The sequence below is a fragment of the Leeuwenhoekiella sp. H156 genome (assembly GCF_052218455.1).
GTDB lineage: Bacteria > Bacteroidota > Bacteroidia > Flavobacteriales > Flavobacteriaceae > Leeuwenhoekiella > Leeuwenhoekiella parthenopeia.
Window position 1 is genome coordinate 3,608,864 of sequence record NZ_CP197499.1, and the last position, 15,616, is coordinate 3,624,479.

Consider the following 15,616-nt stretch of genomic DNA (forward strand, 5'->3'; position numbering starts at 1 on the left):
TTTGAATTTTGAACCTTGAATAAGAAACCTAACAAAACGAAAATGATCAATACAAAATATACAATCTTCTACTTGAGCCTATTCTTCTTAGGACTACAAATGGCAACCGCTCAGGACAAAGACAACCTGGGCACCGAAGTGGTAAATGTGGTGAAACCCTACACGCCCGAGATTGGTGATGCTTTTAAGGTCAAGGCAACCCCTATGCTGAATGATTCGGTGAATACGGTCAAGAAGAAAGTGACTTACGGTATTTTTTCGGTGCCGGTAGCTTCGACTTTTACTCCGGCGAAAGGGCAGGCGGCGCAGATTGAAAAATCAAAGAGAATCAAGCTGTATGACAATTACGTGCGTTTGGGCTTCGGTACCTATACCACGGCATTGGCTGAATTTTACAGCAATTGGGAGATAGACCGCGATTCTAATTTTGGAGTGTACCTCAATCACAATTCGTCGCAAGGGGATATAGAAGGCGTAGTGCTTGACGATTTCTTTTACGATACCGATTTGAACCTAAACTACACGTCTAATACCCGTGATTTTACGCTAAATACCGATCTGGATTTGGGTCATAAATCCTACAACTGGTATGGTGTGGCCGATGATGTCAAGGCAATGCCTACTATGCTCGATTTGATCAACCCTACGCATAATTATTTTCAGGCAGGGCTTAGCGGAACCATCGCTTTTAATGACGGTTTCTTCGAAAAGGCTTACGCTCGTGTGGGTTATTTTGGTGATAATTATGAGTCAGGTGAAATCAGAGCAATCGTTAAACCTGAATTTAAGTTGCCCGTTGCCGGTCAAAAACTGAGTCTAGATCTGAAACTGGATTATGTAGATGGCAGCTTTGATCGCAATTATCAAAATTCCGCAGGAATAGAATACAGCCATTTAATCGTAAGCGCCAATCCCAGCATTCAGGTGTTGAAAGATGATTTAACGCTTGATTTAGGTATCAATGCAGCAGCGCATTTTACTCCAAATGCACCGGAAACCGATATAAATATTTACCCGGCAGTACGTGCTTCCTATCGTGTGGTTGATGAGTACTTCATCGCTTACGGTGGGCTTGAAGGGGGGCTGATGCAAAACAGCTATCAGGAACTTGCAACCGAAAATCCGTTTGTATCTCCTACGCTGGATTCCATTTCTCCTACCGATCAGAAATACGATCTGTACGCAGGGATTAAAGGGAAATTGAGCAGCGCGATGAGCTATAACCTGCGCGCCAGCTATCTGTCACAGAACAACCGCTTATTGTATAAAAACAATGCGCGTTTTGATGACAATAACGGCAATCTGGGTACAGATAATTATCAGTTCGGGAACTCCTTTGGCGTAATCAATGACGATTTGCGCACCTTGTCTTTGTTTGGTGAACTCAACTTTGACGTAAACAGCAATCTGAAAATGCGCGTTAACGGGGAAGTCTTTACTTATGAGACCGAAACAGAGGCTGAAGCCTGGAACCTTCCCGACTTTAAAGCTTCGTTTTTTGCAGATTATCAAATTGACGAGCACTGGTTTGCCGGTGTCACCCTGTTTTATGTGGGCGAGCGCAATGATGAGGTTAATGTGGTGGGACCGTTTAACACGGTTGGTAACCCACAGTTGGTAACTCTCGATTCATTTTTTGATGCCAATGCTCACGCGGGATACCGCTTCAACGAGCAGTTGTCGTTTTTTGTGCGCGTAAACAATGCTTTGGGTAACAATTACCAGCGCTGGGTCAATTACCCGGTGCAGGGTATTCAGGGAATGGCCGGTGCCACGTACCGCTTTGACTGGTAAAAAATCTTAATTAATCATAAAAGAAACTCCTGTAAAAAGGAGTTTTTTTGTTTTAGGCTTTGATGTCTTAATTTGTACTTTCGGTAAAAATTTCAGCTATGCGCAATTTCCTGTTTTTGATTTTCCTTTCTATTTTACTAACTGCCTGTAAGGACAAGCCTGAGGCCAAAACAGCGGTAGATAAAATCTTTATAAATGCCACGGTTTACACGGTAGACGCCGAGTTTTCAAAAGCTCAGGCCTTTGCGATTAGGGGAGATAAGTTTGTAGCTGTTGGCCTTACCGATTCGATTCAGGCGAAATACCAGGCGACTGAAACTATAGATCTTCAGGGCAAAATCGTATATCCCGGTTTCATCGATGCGCATTGCCACTTTTTTAGGTTTGGCGCTTCATTGCAAAATGTGGATTTAGTTGGATCTAAAAGTTTTGATGAAGTAGTGCAGCGGGTGCAGGAATTTCAGGCTCAAAAACCTTCTGATTTTATCTACGGAAGAGGCTGGGATCAAAACGATTGGGAAGACAAGGCATTTCCTAACAAACGCAAGCTGGATTCACTTTTTCCCGATACTCCGGTCGTATTGCAGCGCATTGACGGGCACGCGCTTTTGGTAAACCAAAAGGCTCTGGATCTGGCAAAAATAGACAACACCACCATCACGGAAGGTGGGGAGATTGTGAAGGAAAACAACGAACTCACCGGCGTACTGGTTGATAATCCTATGGATTTGATCACGTCCATTATGCCACAAATGACCCGTGAACAGGCAACTGCCGCCCTTCAGGATGCTCAGGAATACTGTTTTGATTACGGGTTGACCACGGTTAATGATGCCGGTCTGGATAAGGAGACTATTTTTTTAATTGACAGTTTACAGAAAGCAGGCGCACTCGATATGCGTATGTATGCGATGATCAGCAACACGCCCGCAGATGTAGATTATTTCCTCAAACACGGTATTCTAAAGACTGATAAACTCAATGTGCGTTCGGTAAAAGTATATGGAGACGGGGCTTTGGGGTCACGCGGTGCAGCCTTACGAGAACCCTACTCAGACCGGGCAGGTCACTACGGGGCAATGGTGACTCCGGTTGACAGCATTTACAGCCTGGCGCAAAAGTTAGCCCCTTCGGCTTTTCAAATGAATACGCACGCTATTGGAGATTCGGCAAATACGGTGATCTTAAAAGCTTACGCCGAAGCCTTAAAAGATCAGTCAGACCGTCGCTGGAAGATTGAGCACGCGCAGGTGATTTCGCCTGAAGATTTCAATTATTTTGACGAAAACATTTTACCATCGGTACAGCCTACTCACGCTACCAGCGATATGTACTGGGCAAAAGATCGTTTGGGTGAGCGCCGAATGAAGGGCGCCTATGCATACAAAAAACTGCTTGATGAAGCCGGAATCATCGCTTTGGGAACTGATTTTCCGGTGGAGCAGGTGAATCCGTTTTATACCTTTTATGCTGCGGTAGCCCGAAAGGACCTGATGCAATACCCCGAAGGTGGTTTTCAAATGAAAGATGCGCTGAGCCGCGAAGAAACTTTGCGTGGGATGACCATTTGGGCGGCCTTTTCCAACTTTGAAGAAGCGGAGAAAGGAAGCATCGAGCCGGGCAAATTTGCAGACTTTATCGTGATGGATGCCGATTTGTTGACCATTCCTGAAGATGAGATTCCTGATTTAAAAGTAAATCAAACCTGGCTAGGCGGGAAGCAGGTGAAGTAGCGTCTGGGAGGATATTATCATTGTTATTATTATTGCTATTCAGGATTATAAGAGTTTGGAACTTCTGGGGTTTTGAGCTGCAATTATGTTTTCCCAAAGTATTTCAATAGTACATCTACTCATAGCATAGATAAGTGTAATTCGGTTTTGGGTTCAAATCTTTTTCAGCGTTTGAAAAATAGTTCTGAATATATTCAAATAGTGTACATATATTTGTACATAATTAAGTTTGAGAGTTATGCTGGTAACTACTGTTTCAGAATTCAGAAAGGATATTAAGTCGTATTTAGATAAGGTTGTAAAGAACTTTGAGACTTTGATTATAAACCGGGGGAAAGATTCCGGGATTGTGGTGATGTCTTTAGATGAATACAACTCCTTGATGGCCACCAATCACGAACTTTCATCACGTAAAAATGAGACTCGGTTAGATGCAGCTATTGAAAAATTAACTGGTGGTCAATCGTTTCCAAAAGAATTAATTGACTAAAAGCATGAAGTACGTTTTTGTCGATGAATCCTGGGAGGATTATCTCTATTGGCAGCGTGTTGATAAAAGTAAGCTTAAGAAAATCAATCAGTTATTGAAGGATATTGCCAGAAATCCCTTTGAAGGATTGGGTAAGCCTGAGCCTTTAAAGCACAAATACTCGGGTTTTTGGTCCAGGCGAATTGACAGTGAACATCGCTTAATCTATAAATATACCGAAGATGAAATTCTGATAGCCAAATGCAGATTTCATTACGATTAACTACCGAATAATTTTTCTTTCCATTACAAAGTTTATTCAAACAAAATACAAACCGGTGCAGGCGCTGCAACTTCAGCAATAAAGTTCATTAATCCGGTTGTGGCATCGCGTTTATAGGAAACCAGGTTGTTTCCGTTTTGGTTGGCAACCAGAATAAAGTTTCCGTCCGGTGAGATCTGAAAGTTACGCGGGTCTTTTCCTTTTGTAGGTTCGTTAGCGACAAGTTTTAAGCTTCCATCTTCCATAACTTCTAAAATGGCGATGCTGTCGTGACCGCGGTTTGACGCATAAATAAACTTACCATCTGCACTTACGTGAATATCTGCTGCTTTACTGTATTCAGCAAAACCTTCCAGAAGGATAGAGAAAGAGCTTAGCACGCTGTAGTTTCCATCTTTATTCTCAATCTGGCTGATGGTATTATCGAGTTCGTTTAGCACGTAGATAAAACCATTATCGGGGTGGAAGACCAAATGTCGTGGGCCTGCACCTTCTGGTAAATCGAGTTTTTGAGTGGTAGCCGGTTCCAGTTTGTTGGTTTCTGTATTGATTTTTGAAAACCACAATTGATTGGTCCCCAGGTCGGCTGAAATGATGCCGCTGCTATCGGGAATAAACCATGCGGAGTGCGCGTGCGGACCTTCCTGCCGTTCAGTGGTGCCTTTGCCCTCGTGCTGTTCCACGTCCAGTAGATCAGAAAGGCTTCCGTCTTTGGGGTCGAGTTTTAGCAGGCCTATATTGCCTCCGGTATAGTTGGCAACCAGCACATATTCATCGTCATTAACCGCCACAAAACAGGGATGGGCTCCGCCGGTAGGGCTTTGGTTAACTCCAAGTAATTGATCACCATCAACCTGAAACGATTCAATACTGCCGTTTTCATTTTCGTTTACGGCTAAAAGGATGTCCTTATTTTTAGAAAAAGCCAGGAAAGATGGGTTTTCAGATTCGACAGCAAGTACCGGTTCAGTAAGGCTTCCGTCAGCATTTAAAACCGCTTTGTAAATACCCTTACTGTCGCCGTTAGTATAAGTTCCTATATAAAAAGGCATTCCTTCTGAATGTTCTTGTGGAGTTTCGGTCATAACAGATTCGGTTTTGGTTTCGGTGTTTTTACACGAGAAGAAAAGTATAAAGCTTAAAGCGAAAAGAGGTGCTTTCATAAGGTAGTTCTGTTTATCGATTTTAAAAGTACGCATTTGCACGGTTTCGCCATCCTTTGGCCCAAAACAAAAAATCCCAACCGGTGCGATTGGGATCTTATTGGCTCCGCCAAAGGGTTTACTACTGAGAGGTTTGCCTTGGAATTAAAGGTTTCTTTTCTACGGAAGCCTTGTAGATTTGCCACGAAGTGGTTTATTCTGATTTATTGGGATACCAATCGAGCATAATGACCTCGGTGCCTACATTGGCCGAGTCTACGATGCTTTTAAATGTATCGGTATCGCTAAGACCTCCCTGACCTCTAAAGTGATACGGATATACTTCATCTGGAGCAAAGGCAATCACGCCATCCGCGGCACTTTCCACAGTCATCGTGTACGGCAGGTTCATACATACAAAAGCTTTGTCGATGTCTTCCAGATTGCGCATTTCAGGAATGTCTTCGGTATCGCCAGATAAATAGATGCGCGTGCCGTCTTTTTCCAGCACATAACCATTACCACGGCCTTTTACGTGAAACTGCTTAGCCTCTTCACGCAGGTTATACATTGGGATAGCAGTCAGGGTATATCCATCCCAGCTTTGCGTATCGTCGTTATTCATCACCGTAACCTGCGAACGAATGGGGCCTTCTAGTTGATCAAAAACCGCCTGAGGAGCAAAAATTTTGGTGTCGGGTTTAGCCACAGCCTTAAGCGTAGCCTGGTTTAAGTGATCGCCGTGAATATCGGTAAGCAAAATATACTGGGGAGCTGGCTGGCCTTCAAAAGCTTCGGCGCCGCCTACGGGATCAATATAAAAAACGGCATCTCCCAGCGTAAACACGGCCGTAGCATGTTCAATAGGAGTGATATCAAAAGCGGCTTCCATTTCAGATTCTTCAGTCATAGCCATCTCTTCATTTTCGGTAGTAGCTTCTTCCTGATTTTTGGCCTCGTTTTTACAGCTGAATAGCGCCGTAACCACCAAAGCCGTTAGTACTAATTTTTTCATTTTTAATGCATTTTAGGTTTAGAATACCCTAAAGAAACTAAGAAATTGAAAGAAAGCGTATTAAAGAAATGGTAAACTGCAAGTCCGGAAGCTATTCGAGTCAAATAGCTGCTAAAGACTGATTCTCATTTTGATATCTGCCCGTAGGTAGGGATTGGGTTGCTCCAGCGGGATTTCTTCAAAACCATACTTTCGATACAGGTAAATCGCGTTTTCAAGTTTTCGGTTTGAATACAGAATGAGGCTGTCCAATCCTTTTTGACGGGCAAAATTCAGCGTATGCTGAAGCAATTGCTGACCGATCTTTTGACCGCGTAAGTCACTATCCACCGCCATTTTGGTGAGTTCAAAAGTTCCGTTTTCATCGGGCATCAGGGCCACAACGCCGACTACCCGATCTGCGATTTTTGCGACCAGAATTTCTCCGCCAGGTTCTAAGATAAAGCGTTCAGGATCGCTCAGAACTTCCTCGTCGTGGGGTTCCACCACAAAATACTGCTTTAGCCAGTGCAAATTGAGGGCTTTAAAAGCTTCTGCATAGTCGGGTTTATAGGTATCAAATACTAATGTAGACATCGTGTTGAATTCGGTTTTGCAAATATAGTATCAATAGAGCCGGCTTTCCAGCCGATTTATAGCGCAAAGTCAAACGTATTCCTTTGGCTTTTTTGTAAATTCACAGCTTCAATTAAAAAGGCTATGAATCACTCAAAATTCGGAAAAAACACCATTTGCACCCACGTGGGCGAGGTAGAAGACAAGCAGTTTAAAGGCGCGATTTCGCCGCTTTATATGTCGACTTCTTACGCCTATGAAGATGTTGAAGTAAAGCGATACCCACGATATTTTAATACACCCAATCAGGAAATGCTCGCAAAAAAAATTGCGGCTCTTGAAGGTACTGAAGCCGGAATGATTTTTGGCAGCGGGATGGCGGCAGTGAGCACCGCGCTTCTGGCCTTTTTAAATGCAGGGGATCACATTGTGTTGCAGAAAACCCTTTATGGCGGAACCTTCAATCTGGTAGAAGAGGAATTTTCTAAGATGGGAATCGAGTACAGTTTTACCGAAGGTCTTGAGCGCGCAGATTTTGAAAAAGCACTGAAGCCAAACACCAAAGTGCTATATATCGAAACCCCGTCAAACCCGTTAATGACGGTGACCGATATGCAAATGATTGCCGATCTGGCTAAATCAAAAGGAATAATTACTATGATTGATAACACCTTTGCCTCGCCGGTAAATCAGAATCCGGCGGAATTTGGTATTGATATCATCATCCACTCGGCGACTAAATATATGGGTGGGCACAGTGATATTCTGGCGGGTGCTGTTGCAGCTTCAAACGCACATATGGAGCAGATTTGGCATAAAGCCAAAAACCTGGGCGGTAGCCTGAGTGATTTTAGTGTTTGGATGCTGGAGCGGAGTCTTAAGACGCTTGTGCTTCGAGTAAAGCAGCAGAATAAGAACGCTAAAAAACTGGCAAAGTGGCTGGAGCAAAATGGTCACGTAAAAGCGGTGTATTATCCCGGTTTAAAGTCGCACCCCAATTATGCGCTGGCTAAAAAGCAGATGCGCGGTTTTGGTGGAATGCTCTCATTTGAACTCGCAGACGAGCTGGATGCTAAAGCTTTTTTAAAGGAATTGAAACTGATTAAGCCCTCTATGAGCCTTGCCGGGGTGGAATCTACCATTTTGTCTCCCACGCAAACCTCGCACGCCTTGTTGAGTGCAGAAGAACGTGCACATCAGGGCATAAATGATGGTTTGCTTCGCTTTTCGGTAGGTATTGAAGATCGAAAGGATTTGATCGCAGACCTCGAGCAGGCACTGGAAAAGGTAGTTAAGGATAGTTTGAATTTTAGTCTCTAAAGAGAGGTGAGAAGTGAAAAGTAGAAAGTGAAAAGTGAAAAGTGAAAAGATTATACTTAAACGATTAAACGATTAAACGATTCAACGATTCAACGATTCCACGATTCCACCAAATAAGCATTAACCGATAATACGTAACGTATAGTGAAATTAGATATACTTGCCATTGGCGCACACCCTGATGATGTAGAATTGTCCTGTGCGGGTGTTTTGGCCAAAGAACAAAGTCGCGGTAAGAAAACCGGAGTGCTTGATTTGACGCGGGGTGAACTCGGTACACGCGGTTCGGCGGAGATCAGGGACCAGGAAGCCGCAGATGCTGCGAAAATATTAAAGCTTAGTGCCCGCGAAAATATCGCTCTGGCTGACGGCTTTTTTGAAAACAACCGCGAGTCGCAATTGCGTATTATTGAAATCATACGCAAATACAGACCCGAGATTGTGTTGTGCAACGCCATTGATGATCGGCATATCGATCACGGTCGCGGGAGCAAGCTCGCCAGTGACGCCTGTTTTCTCAGCGGCCTCAAGAAGATTGAAACCAGCCTCGACGGACAACCGCAGGAACCCTGGAGACCGAAAAACGTGTACCATTACATACAATGGAAAAACCTGCAGCCCGATGTGGTGGTAGATATCACCGGTTTTATTGATCAAAAAATGGAAGCTGTGATGGCTTATTCCTCTCAGTTTTATGATCCGTCGAAAGGGGAGGACAATACCCCTATAAGCAGTAAAAACTTTCAGGAAAGCATCAAATACCGGGCACGGGATCTGGGCCGACTCATAGGCACTGATTATGCCGAAGGTTTTACGGTAGAGCGTTATCCCGCGGTTGATTCTATTTTTGACCTGATTTAACTCGCATTGCGAGTTTGAAATTGGAGCCTGTTTCAATCTCAGAAGTAGACGATCTGGCTTAAAGTTAAATGAGCTTTTATTTTTTTATCAGAAAATATTGCTCATAATATGGATTTGCATTACATTTGCAGCCGCATAAATCGCTAGCGAAATATGCTTTTTAAATGGTGGTTGTAGCTCAGTTGGTTAGAGCGCTTGATTGTGGTTCAAGAGGTCGTCGGTTCGAGACCGATCTTCCACCCGGAAAGAAAAATCCTCACTGAAACGTGGGGATTTTTTCGTTTAGGAAATTTCTGGGAGCTTTCAAAGAATCGACGGTTCTCGCGCGATTGTACTATTCTTGCATATTTGATAAAATTTATTTTTCATCCCAACCAGTAACAAATCCATTTTCTAAATGGATTTTTAAGTCATAGCGGTTGTTTCCAGTTTTATGATATTTCCAAGTCTCTTTTGTCTTGGTTTTTAAAACTTGTCTTTGAACGTCCGAAGGCTTCCCTAGTGAGTCTTTTAATTGTCCCATGGTCTGTCCTTGCCAATAAGTTCTTTGCATCAATTTTTCCACAAGGTTTTCATCTTTATATTTTTTCATCAAGCGCTTTTCTTTAGCAGTATAGCTCAAATATGAAATAATTATAAATACTATGACAAAAATGATTATCCAAAAATACCAAGCCATATGATGTTAATTAAAATTCTATCTTTTGATTAATTTTTATACGCACCCAATATGAGTTTAAATATTGGTAAAGCAAGTGTTTTCTAAAGATATACAAACCAAAGGCGTAATTATTACAGATTTCCTCATTCTTAGCTTTTATCAATATTTGCCTCTGTTTCCTACTGTTCTTCCATAGTTCTCGCGCGAATCGTATTTAGATATCTAAATTCTGCGGTAACATTTGACAATATAGCATTTACTCGTACTGCGAATTTTAATTTTTTATTCGTTTAAATAATGATTCAAAAAGGCAAGTTCCTCTGAAGTTTTGATGAGTGTATTTGATAAGCATTCATTGTTCAGTAATTTTTCGCTTTTAGCTGTATTAGCAAAAACGTGATAGTATTTTTCAACTCTAAAGTCGTAATTGAACAAGGAGTTCTGGTTTGTTCTTCTAATATTTTTTCGGAATGAATAAGTGAATCACCCCTGTAAATCTTTAAGAGTTTAAATTTTCTATCCCCAAAATATTTCCCATAGAAAATAAGATTAGAGTTTTAATGCTGTAATCTAGTTAGTTTTATTATTTGTGTGTGGATAGATTTGGCACTCGCAAAGCGAATCATCGGTTAAGGAAAGCAATAGCAAAAGATGAGGGAAGTTATTTTAATTGCAGACACCATTTTTAAGGCTTTAATTGCTTGTTAAGTTTATCCGGGTTTTGACGTGTATCAAAAATAGTGATGATTTCAATTTCTCTTCTATTGAAAAGAATTCGGTAATAAAAGCTGGTTTGTTTTGATACTACACATTTGTAAATACCACCAAATTCATTCGATTTTGGGCAACTTTCGGGGTTAATGCTAATTTGCTCAATCCGTTCTTTAAATACGATCAAAAAATTAGTTTTAACCCGTTGCCCCCAATTCTCGAGTAAGTATTCGGTGAGAAAAATTAATTTTTCTTCAGCAAGTTCAGAGAAAAAGACCTGCACCGGTTTAAGAGATTTTTCTAAAAACGTCTTCAAAAGAGGAACGAGCACCGGCTTCAAGTTGAGTCAAACCTGTTTTGATCTCCTCCTGCTCATCAAGACTTAAATCATTCCAAAAATCTGATTGTTCATCAGTGATAAAGTCGGTGACTTTCTTGATAAACGTTTCATTATCAATGTTTAGAATCAATTTAACTAACTCAATTTTAGAAGTTTTTAAATCCATCGTTTTGGTTTTTATCAAATTTAGTCAAATTCCAGCATTATTAGATGAGCGCTTCAAAGGGTTTTGATTCAATGGAAACGAGCAGTAGTCTACAGCATAAAGCATTTCAAAACATTTTGTTTTAACATTTTTTAGTACTTTGGCGCCTCCCAAATACTGCAATTCATGAAAAATGTTGGCCTATTACTGGTAACTGCGCTTTTGCTTGGCGCTTGTGGAGGCGTGCGGAAATCTGAAAAAGACCTCGCCCGTGGCAATTACGATCAGGTTATTATACAAATGCTTGATAACCTGCGCGTTAATAAATCGGCGGAACGTAAAGAACCCTATATCGCTTTATTGAAAGATGCTTTTGTAAAAGCTGTGGACCGCGATGAGCGCCGTTTGGATTTTTTGGAAAAGGAAGGTAATCCCAATACACTCCGGGAACGTTATGCCCTCGTTACCGGTTTGAGTCTGAGACAGGATCGTATACGCCCCATTTTGCCGTTACCGGGCACGAAATTCAGTTTTACAGACTATTCGGATGCAATTATCAGCATCAAAAATGACCTTTCTAAACAGCTGATTGAATCGAGTACGCAACTGCTCGAAAACGGAACCAAAGCCGATGCCCGTCTGGCCTACGACGACCTCGCTTATCTGGAAGAAATCAACCCCGGTTATGCCAATACTGCGGCTTTACTGGAAGATGCACGCTATAAAGGCACCACGTTTGTACGATTGGCGCTGGTCAATGAAACGGAGATGGCGATTCCCGCGCGGCTAGAAAACGATTTACTGAATATAGACACTTATAAACTCAACAGACCCTGGGTGCAATACCACAACCGCGAGATCGAAAATCTAGCTTACGATTATGACCTGATCCTTAGTTTTAGAGGGATTCAGATCAGTCCCGAGCTGGTGACGGAGCGTATTTTAAAACAGGAAAAAAAGGTGAAAGATGGTTTTGACTATGTGTTAGACAAAAACGGAAACGTAAAAAAGGACAGCCTGGGCAATGATATCAAGGTTGATAAATTTAAAACCCTGCGTGCCGATATTCACGAGTTTACGCAGTCTAAGAATACGCAGATCACAGCTCAGGTAGACCTGATCGATTTAAATACAAGCCAGCTGGAGGCTACATTTCCGCTGAATGATGGCTTTATTTTTAACCACATTTACGCAACCTATACGGGTGATAAAGAAGCGATCGACCCTAAAATGCTAACGCTTTTGGGCAACCGGCCGGTGCCTTTCCCTACTAATGAACAAATGGTTTACGACTCGGGCGAAAGCTTAAAACTACTTTTTAAAGATATTTTGGTTAACGAGATTCGGGTGCAGTAGTGATTTGTAATGTTACTGCAATTAGTAAAAATTGAAATAAACTCTTACACGCCGGGAACGATTTCAACTAAAATTTGATTCCCCGCTTTATCATAATAGGTACAGGTCATAACTTCCAGATTTACGTTCCATTTTTCAATGCCCGTTTCTGCACAATGCTTGCAAAAGGTAGGGTAATCTGTTTTTCCTTTTTGGTGAATTTTTAAATATTCTGCGAATTGCTCTTGGTCTGAAGTGACTGGGATGGTTAAACTTTCATATTTCGGGCTTGATTTGACTTGAAATCCATCTTTCCCAAAGTATTTGGTATGACTGTCGTAAACCCAGGTTTCAAAAGCCAAAACTCCCAGTTTTTTTAATTCCTGAATATAATTGGGGAAATCAGCACCTGATTTTACTTGTTGATGTGCAGATTCAATTTGTTCTAGTGTAAACATGGTTTGAGTTGTGGTTTTATACAGAGGCCTTTCGACATTTTGTTTTCTTAATCTTTTTTACTGATCCGGAACAATTATACACTGCTAATATAATTGTTACTGTTTACAATCAGATGAAACATATATGGCAATAGATAGCCATATATGTTTTCTGTTTTTGCTATGAAACTAAAACTCATACTTTGACTCCTGAGTTTTATAGAGCTTTAAAAACTCAGTTTCAAAACGATTGAGTTCCTTTCTTTCGTGATATTTAAAAACGGAGAACTTAATACCTATTACGATGAAAATAACAGGAGATAACTCCCAGTATTCAGTAAAAATCAGGACCAAAGCGGTTGCGATTGCCAATGGCGTTGCGATAAGCACCAGCTTATTCAGAGGAAATTTATATCCAAATTTCACATCATAGCGACCTGAATTATTTAATGTACCTACTAAACGGTAATAATTGATGAATTTATCAGAAGTCATTTCAAAACTGTTGTTGTAAACATACCCATCGTAAATCCTGTTTTCGATAAGCAGATAAAGAAGCTTTTGATTTTGACCAGAATTTTTGATACTAACTTTCATTTATTGTTCTGTTCTTGTACTGATAAAATTCTAATGAAGTATGATACGATTAAACGCTGTGGTAACTTGATTTAAAATCATAGTATTCCAGCCAGATAAGTGGTTTTTGCAGAGGATGTTTATTGAATTCTAAATGAATGACTCTTCTTCTTTTTCCGTTTGTAGTTCTACTCGATGCGTGAAGGGTTAATGGTTTCATCAGCATTACACCCCCTTGATCTACTTCACAAATTGATTCGTTTTCAAGATTCCGTTCTTTATTTTCGGGGCGAATAACTCCATTAAGATGCGACTTTGGTATAACCTTCAATGCGCCATTTTCGCTATTGGTTTTGTCTAGATGAATGCGAAGCGTCACAGTATCTTCTAAGATATGAATGGGTGGCTGAACGCCATATTGTTCTTTTTTGTAGGTCCAGTTTGTGTAATGAGGCAATACAACCTTTTCAGTAACTGAAACGCTTAAATCCTGATGATAGGCAACGAACCAATTGGATTCACTGGGTTTATCAAAATAGATTGCTTTGGTTAGAAAATAGTCAGAGCCCAACAGGCTCAATAAATTTGAATTAAATAGGAGCTTTTTTAAATCAGGAATATTGTTAATGAGTTGTCTGATGGCAAATAAATCCCTGGTTTTCATAAATGAATCACCAGTTTGCTCATTGGTCTCAATACAATTTAGAATTTCATCAATCTCTTCTGCGGTGTAGAAGTTATTTATGATTGAAAACCCGTTGTTCGCCAGCTCAGTTTTTTGTTGCTCGTAGTTCATATCAATTCAAGTAAATGACTCAAGGTAAATCTATACAAATACTTACTTAGCTTCTTTATAAATACTCCTGTTTTGAGAGATTGTATCAGGCTGCTGGAAGACTCAAACTATCTTAAGATGCACTCTTGCGGTAATGAGGTAAAAAAAGGACGTTTAAGATTTGATCGAAGTATTAACTTTTTTTATTCATTTTATAATGTAAGTTCAGAAAGCGCATTCCATAGAAATTGAGATTATGATCTGCTCGTAATACTTCTTCCTCGTCTTCATAAACTCTTATCCATTCGTGCATTGGTCGAACAAAACGAGCCCAATAGTTTCCATTACCATCAGTAAGTGTAAAGTAAAACCCATTATCCCCAAATTTTTTACCATTAGAACTAAGGAGCAAAGACCCATCAGCCTCTACCGTTTCAGTCATTATAACGGAGGCGTTGCCATTGGGAAGGGGAAAAACAACCTTAAGAAGCGGTTGATCATATTTGGGATTAGAACAGGTTGTGTAAATCCCGGAATAGATGACGTCATTAGTACTTTTAATTATACGGTACCAGATGGTCCATTTTGTTTTTTTAGTACGTTTATCCTTTAGTTTAATAATCTCACTTTTTAGTCCTTTTGCAGTATCAATGGAATTTAAGGGTAGATTAAGCTGTTGGAGTCGTTTGCTAAAAATTATGGAAAGAAGTTTTCCAAATGGACGAAATGGACCTTTCCATTCTGACCAGATCTCAAAATCATAATTTGAAGTGTTTTCATAAAAGTCAGCAACCTTTGGGTTTAGCTCATCTTTTGAAATGCCTATTTGCTCTAAACTCTCCAGAAGTCCGGAATTAGGTAAATTCTTCTGAAGTTCTAAATCTTCTTTTTGGGCGAGGTCAAAAACGAATCTATCGCCAATTATTGTAGTGCCTCCGCTAGGTGCTATAAGCCATTCAAATTCATTTGGATCTATTCTTCGACCAGTAGCTTTTACCCAAATTTGCGTGATTTTATCTTGTATAGCCATTTAATTAATTTCCTCTTTTTTTTGAGCACTTGTATCGTGCGACAACGGAGAAGCTACTTTTATTGAGTTAATTGAATTCAGTATCTAAATCGGATTTTTCAATAATATCCTGAGCTTTTTCAAAATCTGATTGTTGTACATATAATTCCACGTCATTTTGGGGTACTCCAAAACCACCCAGGCGTGCAGATTCAACATGGTCTTTAATACGCGTTTGAATATTTTCCTGATCTAACAGAAAAGCGGCTCTATTAATGATGATGGAGCTACTGGTCAATAGTTTTTGGTAATCGCTCATAATTTCAGTTTTTGTTAAGGTCTGATTTAATGTCTTTCGTTTGCATTTTAAAATAAAGCAAAGAGAAGTTTTTACTATCGAAATTAATTCAGGTTGTTTTTAAAGATAGCGAATTAAACGCCTTATCCTACGGCTT

At 40.6% G+C, this 15,616-nt stretch carries 18 protein-coding genes and 1 tRNA gene; 8 read left to right on the forward strand and 11 right to left on the reverse strand.

The window, feature by feature from the left end; genetic code table 11:
* Window positions 1-42: 42 nt before the first annotated feature.
* The 4 genes from ACSSS3_RS15210 (at window position 43) to ACSSS3_RS15225 (ending at window position 4,279) form a co-directional block, all read left to right on the forward strand.
* On the forward strand, window positions 43-1,794 hold the full coding sequence (locus ACSSS3_RS15210) for a TonB-dependent receptor (protein ID WP_442845345.1): 1,752 nt from the start codon (window positions 43-45) through the stop codon (window positions 1,792-1,794).
* Between the two features lie 98 nt (window positions 1,795-1,892).
* Window positions 1,893-3,527, forward strand: a complete 1,635-nt coding sequence (locus ACSSS3_RS15215; RefSeq protein WP_442845346.1) for an amidohydrolase — start codon at window positions 1,893-1,895, stop codon at window positions 3,525-3,527.
* Between the two features lie 238 nt (window positions 3,528-3,765).
* The gene (locus tag ACSSS3_RS15220) at window positions 3,766-4,017 is read left to right on the forward strand and encodes a type II toxin-antitoxin system Phd/YefM family antitoxin (RefSeq protein WP_442845347.1); all 252 of its coding nucleotides are present in this window, start codon (window positions 3,766-3,768) and stop codon (window positions 4,015-4,017) included.
* Between the two features lie 4 nt (window positions 4,018-4,021).
* Complete coding sequence (locus ACSSS3_RS15225) at window positions 4,022-4,279, forward strand: Txe/YoeB family addiction module toxin (RefSeq protein ID WP_442845348.1); 258 nt, start codon at window positions 4,022-4,024, stop codon at window positions 4,277-4,279.
* 32 nt (window positions 4,280-4,311) lie between these two features.
* Here the strand turns inward: ACSSS3_RS15225 and ACSSS3_RS15230 are convergent, their stop codons facing one another.
* The 3 genes from ACSSS3_RS15230 to ACSSS3_RS15240 all read right to left on the reverse strand — a co-directional run bounded on the left by ACSSS3_RS15230 (window position 4,312) and on the right by ACSSS3_RS15240 (window position 7,012).
* Window positions 4,312-5,478 (reverse strand): lactonase family protein, encoded by a 1,167-nt coding sequence (locus ACSSS3_RS15230; RefSeq protein ID WP_442845349.1) that lies wholly within the window; start codon window positions 5,476-5,478, stop codon window positions 4,312-4,314.
* A gap of 157 nt (window positions 5,479-5,635) precedes the next feature.
* Window positions 5,636-6,436, reverse strand: coding sequence for an MBL fold metallo-hydrolase (locus ACSSS3_RS15235; protein WP_442845350.1), 801 nt, complete (start codon window positions 6,434-6,436; stop codon window positions 5,636-5,638).
* Window positions 6,437-6,547: 111 nt separating this feature from the next.
* Complete coding sequence (locus tag ACSSS3_RS15240) at window positions 6,548-7,012, reverse strand: GNAT family N-acetyltransferase (RefSeq protein WP_442845351.1); 465 nt, start codon at window positions 7,010-7,012, stop codon at window positions 6,548-6,550.
* 123 nt (window positions 7,013-7,135) lie between these two features.
* Between ACSSS3_RS15240 and ACSSS3_RS15245 the strand changes: the two genes are divergently transcribed.
* The 3 genes from ACSSS3_RS15245 to ACSSS3_RS15255 all read left to right on the forward strand — a co-directional run bounded on the left by ACSSS3_RS15245 (window position 7,136) and on the right by ACSSS3_RS15255 (window position 9,414).
* The gene (locus ACSSS3_RS15245; RefSeq protein WP_442845352.1) at window positions 7,136-8,311 is read left to right on the forward strand and encodes a trans-sulfuration enzyme family protein; all 1,176 of its coding nucleotides are present in this window, start codon (window positions 7,136-7,138) and stop codon (window positions 8,309-8,311) included.
* 144 nt (window positions 8,312-8,455) lie between these two features.
* The gene (bshB1, locus tag ACSSS3_RS15250; RefSeq protein WP_228230944.1) at window positions 8,456-9,172 is read left to right on the forward strand and encodes a bacillithiol biosynthesis deacetylase BshB1; all 717 of its coding nucleotides are present in this window, start codon (window positions 8,456-8,458) and stop codon (window positions 9,170-9,172) included.
* Window positions 9,173-9,338: 166 nt separating this feature from the next.
* Window positions 9,339-9,414 (forward strand) — tRNA-His (locus ACSSS3_RS15255).
* 116 nt (window positions 9,415-9,530) lie between these two features.
* Here the strand turns inward: ACSSS3_RS15255 and ACSSS3_RS15260 are convergent.
* The 3 genes from ACSSS3_RS15260 to ACSSS3_RS15270 all read right to left on the reverse strand — a co-directional run bounded on the left by ACSSS3_RS15260 (window position 9,531) and on the right by ACSSS3_RS15270 (window position 11,050).
* Complete coding sequence (locus ACSSS3_RS15260; RefSeq protein WP_442845353.1) at window positions 9,531-9,851, reverse strand: hypothetical protein; 321 nt, start codon at window positions 9,849-9,851, stop codon at window positions 9,531-9,533.
* Between the two features lie 667 nt (window positions 9,852-10,518).
* A complete protein-coding gene (locus tag ACSSS3_RS15265) occupies window positions 10,519-10,731 on the reverse strand; it encodes a hypothetical protein (RefSeq protein WP_442845354.1) in 213 nt (70 codons plus the stop codon).
* A gap of 100 nt (window positions 10,732-10,831) precedes the next feature.
* Window positions 10,832-11,050: a hypothetical protein gene (locus tag ACSSS3_RS15270; protein ID WP_442845355.1), complete on the reverse strand. Its 219-nt coding sequence runs from the start codon at window positions 11,048-11,050 to the stop codon at window positions 10,832-10,834.
* A 165-nt stretch (window positions 11,051-11,215) separates the two neighbouring features.
* On the opposite strand from ACSSS3_RS15270, the gene ACSSS3_RS15275 reads away from it, so the two are divergent.
* Window positions 11,216-12,385: a hypothetical protein gene (locus ACSSS3_RS15275; protein ID WP_442845356.1), complete on the forward strand. Its 1,170-nt coding sequence runs from the start codon at window positions 11,216-11,218 to the stop codon at window positions 12,383-12,385.
* Window positions 12,386-12,429: 44 nt separating this feature from the next.
* Here the strand turns inward: ACSSS3_RS15275 and ACSSS3_RS15280 are convergent, their stop codons facing one another.
* The 5 genes from ACSSS3_RS15280 to ACSSS3_RS15300 form a co-directional block, all read right to left on the reverse strand.
* Window positions 12,430-12,822, reverse strand: a complete 393-nt coding sequence (locus ACSSS3_RS15280; RefSeq protein ID WP_442845357.1) for a DUF1398 domain-containing protein — start codon at window positions 12,820-12,822, stop codon at window positions 12,430-12,432.
* A 168-nt stretch (window positions 12,823-12,990) separates the two neighbouring features.
* Window positions 12,991-13,398, reverse strand: coding sequence for a hypothetical protein (locus ACSSS3_RS15285; RefSeq protein ID WP_442845358.1), 408 nt, complete (start codon window positions 13,396-13,398; stop codon window positions 12,991-12,993).
* A gap of 49 nt (window positions 13,399-13,447) precedes the next feature.
* Window positions 13,448-14,173, reverse strand: a complete 726-nt coding sequence (locus tag ACSSS3_RS15290; protein WP_442845359.1) for a phytanoyl-CoA dioxygenase family protein — start codon at window positions 14,171-14,173, stop codon at window positions 13,448-13,450.
* A 172-nt stretch (window positions 14,174-14,345) separates the two neighbouring features.
* Complete coding sequence (locus tag ACSSS3_RS15295; protein WP_442845360.1) at window positions 14,346-15,182, reverse strand: hypothetical protein; 837 nt, start codon at window positions 15,180-15,182, stop codon at window positions 14,346-14,348.
* A gap of 67 nt (window positions 15,183-15,249) precedes the next feature.
* On the reverse strand, window positions 15,250-15,480 hold the full coding sequence (locus tag ACSSS3_RS15300) for a putative signal transducing protein (protein ID WP_442845361.1): 231 nt from the start codon (window positions 15,478-15,480) through the stop codon (window positions 15,250-15,252).
* Between the last annotated feature and the right edge of the window lie 136 nt (window positions 15,481-15,616).

Excerpts from the sequence above, each read along its gene's own strand:
- ACSSS3_RS15270 (WP_442845355.1), bottom strand. The coding sequence starts at position 11,050 with ATGGATTTAAAAACTTCTAAAATTGAGTTAGTTAAATTGATTCTAAAC.
- ACSSS3_RS15275 (WP_442845356.1), top strand. The coding sequence starts at position 11,216 with ATGAAAAATGTTGGCCTATTACTGGTAACTGCGCTTTTGCTTGGCGCT.
- ACSSS3_RS15210 (WP_442845345.1), top strand. The coding sequence starts at position 43 with ATGATCAATACAAAATATACAATCTTCTACTTGAGCCTATTCTTCTTA.
- ACSSS3_RS15240 (WP_442845351.1), bottom strand. The coding sequence starts at position 7,012 with ATGTCTACATTAGTATTTGATACCTATAAACCCGACTATGCAGAAGCT.
- ACSSS3_RS15290 (WP_442845359.1), bottom strand. The coding sequence starts at position 14,173 with ATGAACTACGAGCAACAAAAAACTGAGCTGGCGAACAACGGGTTTTCA.
- ACSSS3_RS15220 (WP_442845347.1), top strand. The coding sequence starts at position 3,766 with ATGCTGGTAACTACTGTTTCAGAATTCAGAAAGGATATTAAGTCGTAT.
- ACSSS3_RS15285 (WP_442845358.1), bottom strand. The coding sequence starts at position 13,398 with ATGAAAGTTAGTATCAAAAATTCTGGTCAAAATCAAAAGCTTCTTTAT.
- ACSSS3_RS15235 (WP_442845350.1), bottom strand. The coding sequence starts at position 6,436 with ATGAAAAAATTAGTACTAACGGCTTTGGTGGTTACGGCGCTATTCAGC.
- ACSSS3_RS15225 (WP_442845348.1), top strand. The coding sequence starts at position 4,022 with ATGAAGTACGTTTTTGTCGATGAATCCTGGGAGGATTATCTCTATTGG.
- ACSSS3_RS15230 (WP_442845349.1), bottom strand. The coding sequence starts at position 5,478 with ATGCGTACTTTTAAAATCGATAAACAGAACTACCTTATGAAAGCACCT.
- ACSSS3_RS15300 (WP_442845361.1), bottom strand. The coding sequence starts at position 15,480 with ATGAGCGATTACCAAAAACTATTGACCAGTAGCTCCATCATCATTAAT.
- ACSSS3_RS15295 (WP_442845360.1), bottom strand. The coding sequence starts at position 15,182 with ATGGCTATACAAGATAAAATCACGCAAATTTGGGTAAAAGCTACTGGT.
- ACSSS3_RS15280 (WP_442845357.1), bottom strand. The coding sequence starts at position 12,822 with ATGTTTACACTAGAACAAATTGAATCTGCACATCAACAAGTAAAATCA.
- ACSSS3_RS15245 (WP_442845352.1), top strand. The coding sequence starts at position 7,136 with ATGAATCACTCAAAATTCGGAAAAAACACCATTTGCACCCACGTGGGC.
- ACSSS3_RS15215 (WP_442845346.1), top strand. The coding sequence starts at position 1,893 with ATGCGCAATTTCCTGTTTTTGATTTTCCTTTCTATTTTACTAACTGCC.
- ACSSS3_RS15260 (WP_442845353.1), bottom strand. The coding sequence starts at position 9,851 with ATGGCTTGGTATTTTTGGATAATCATTTTTGTCATAGTATTTATAATT.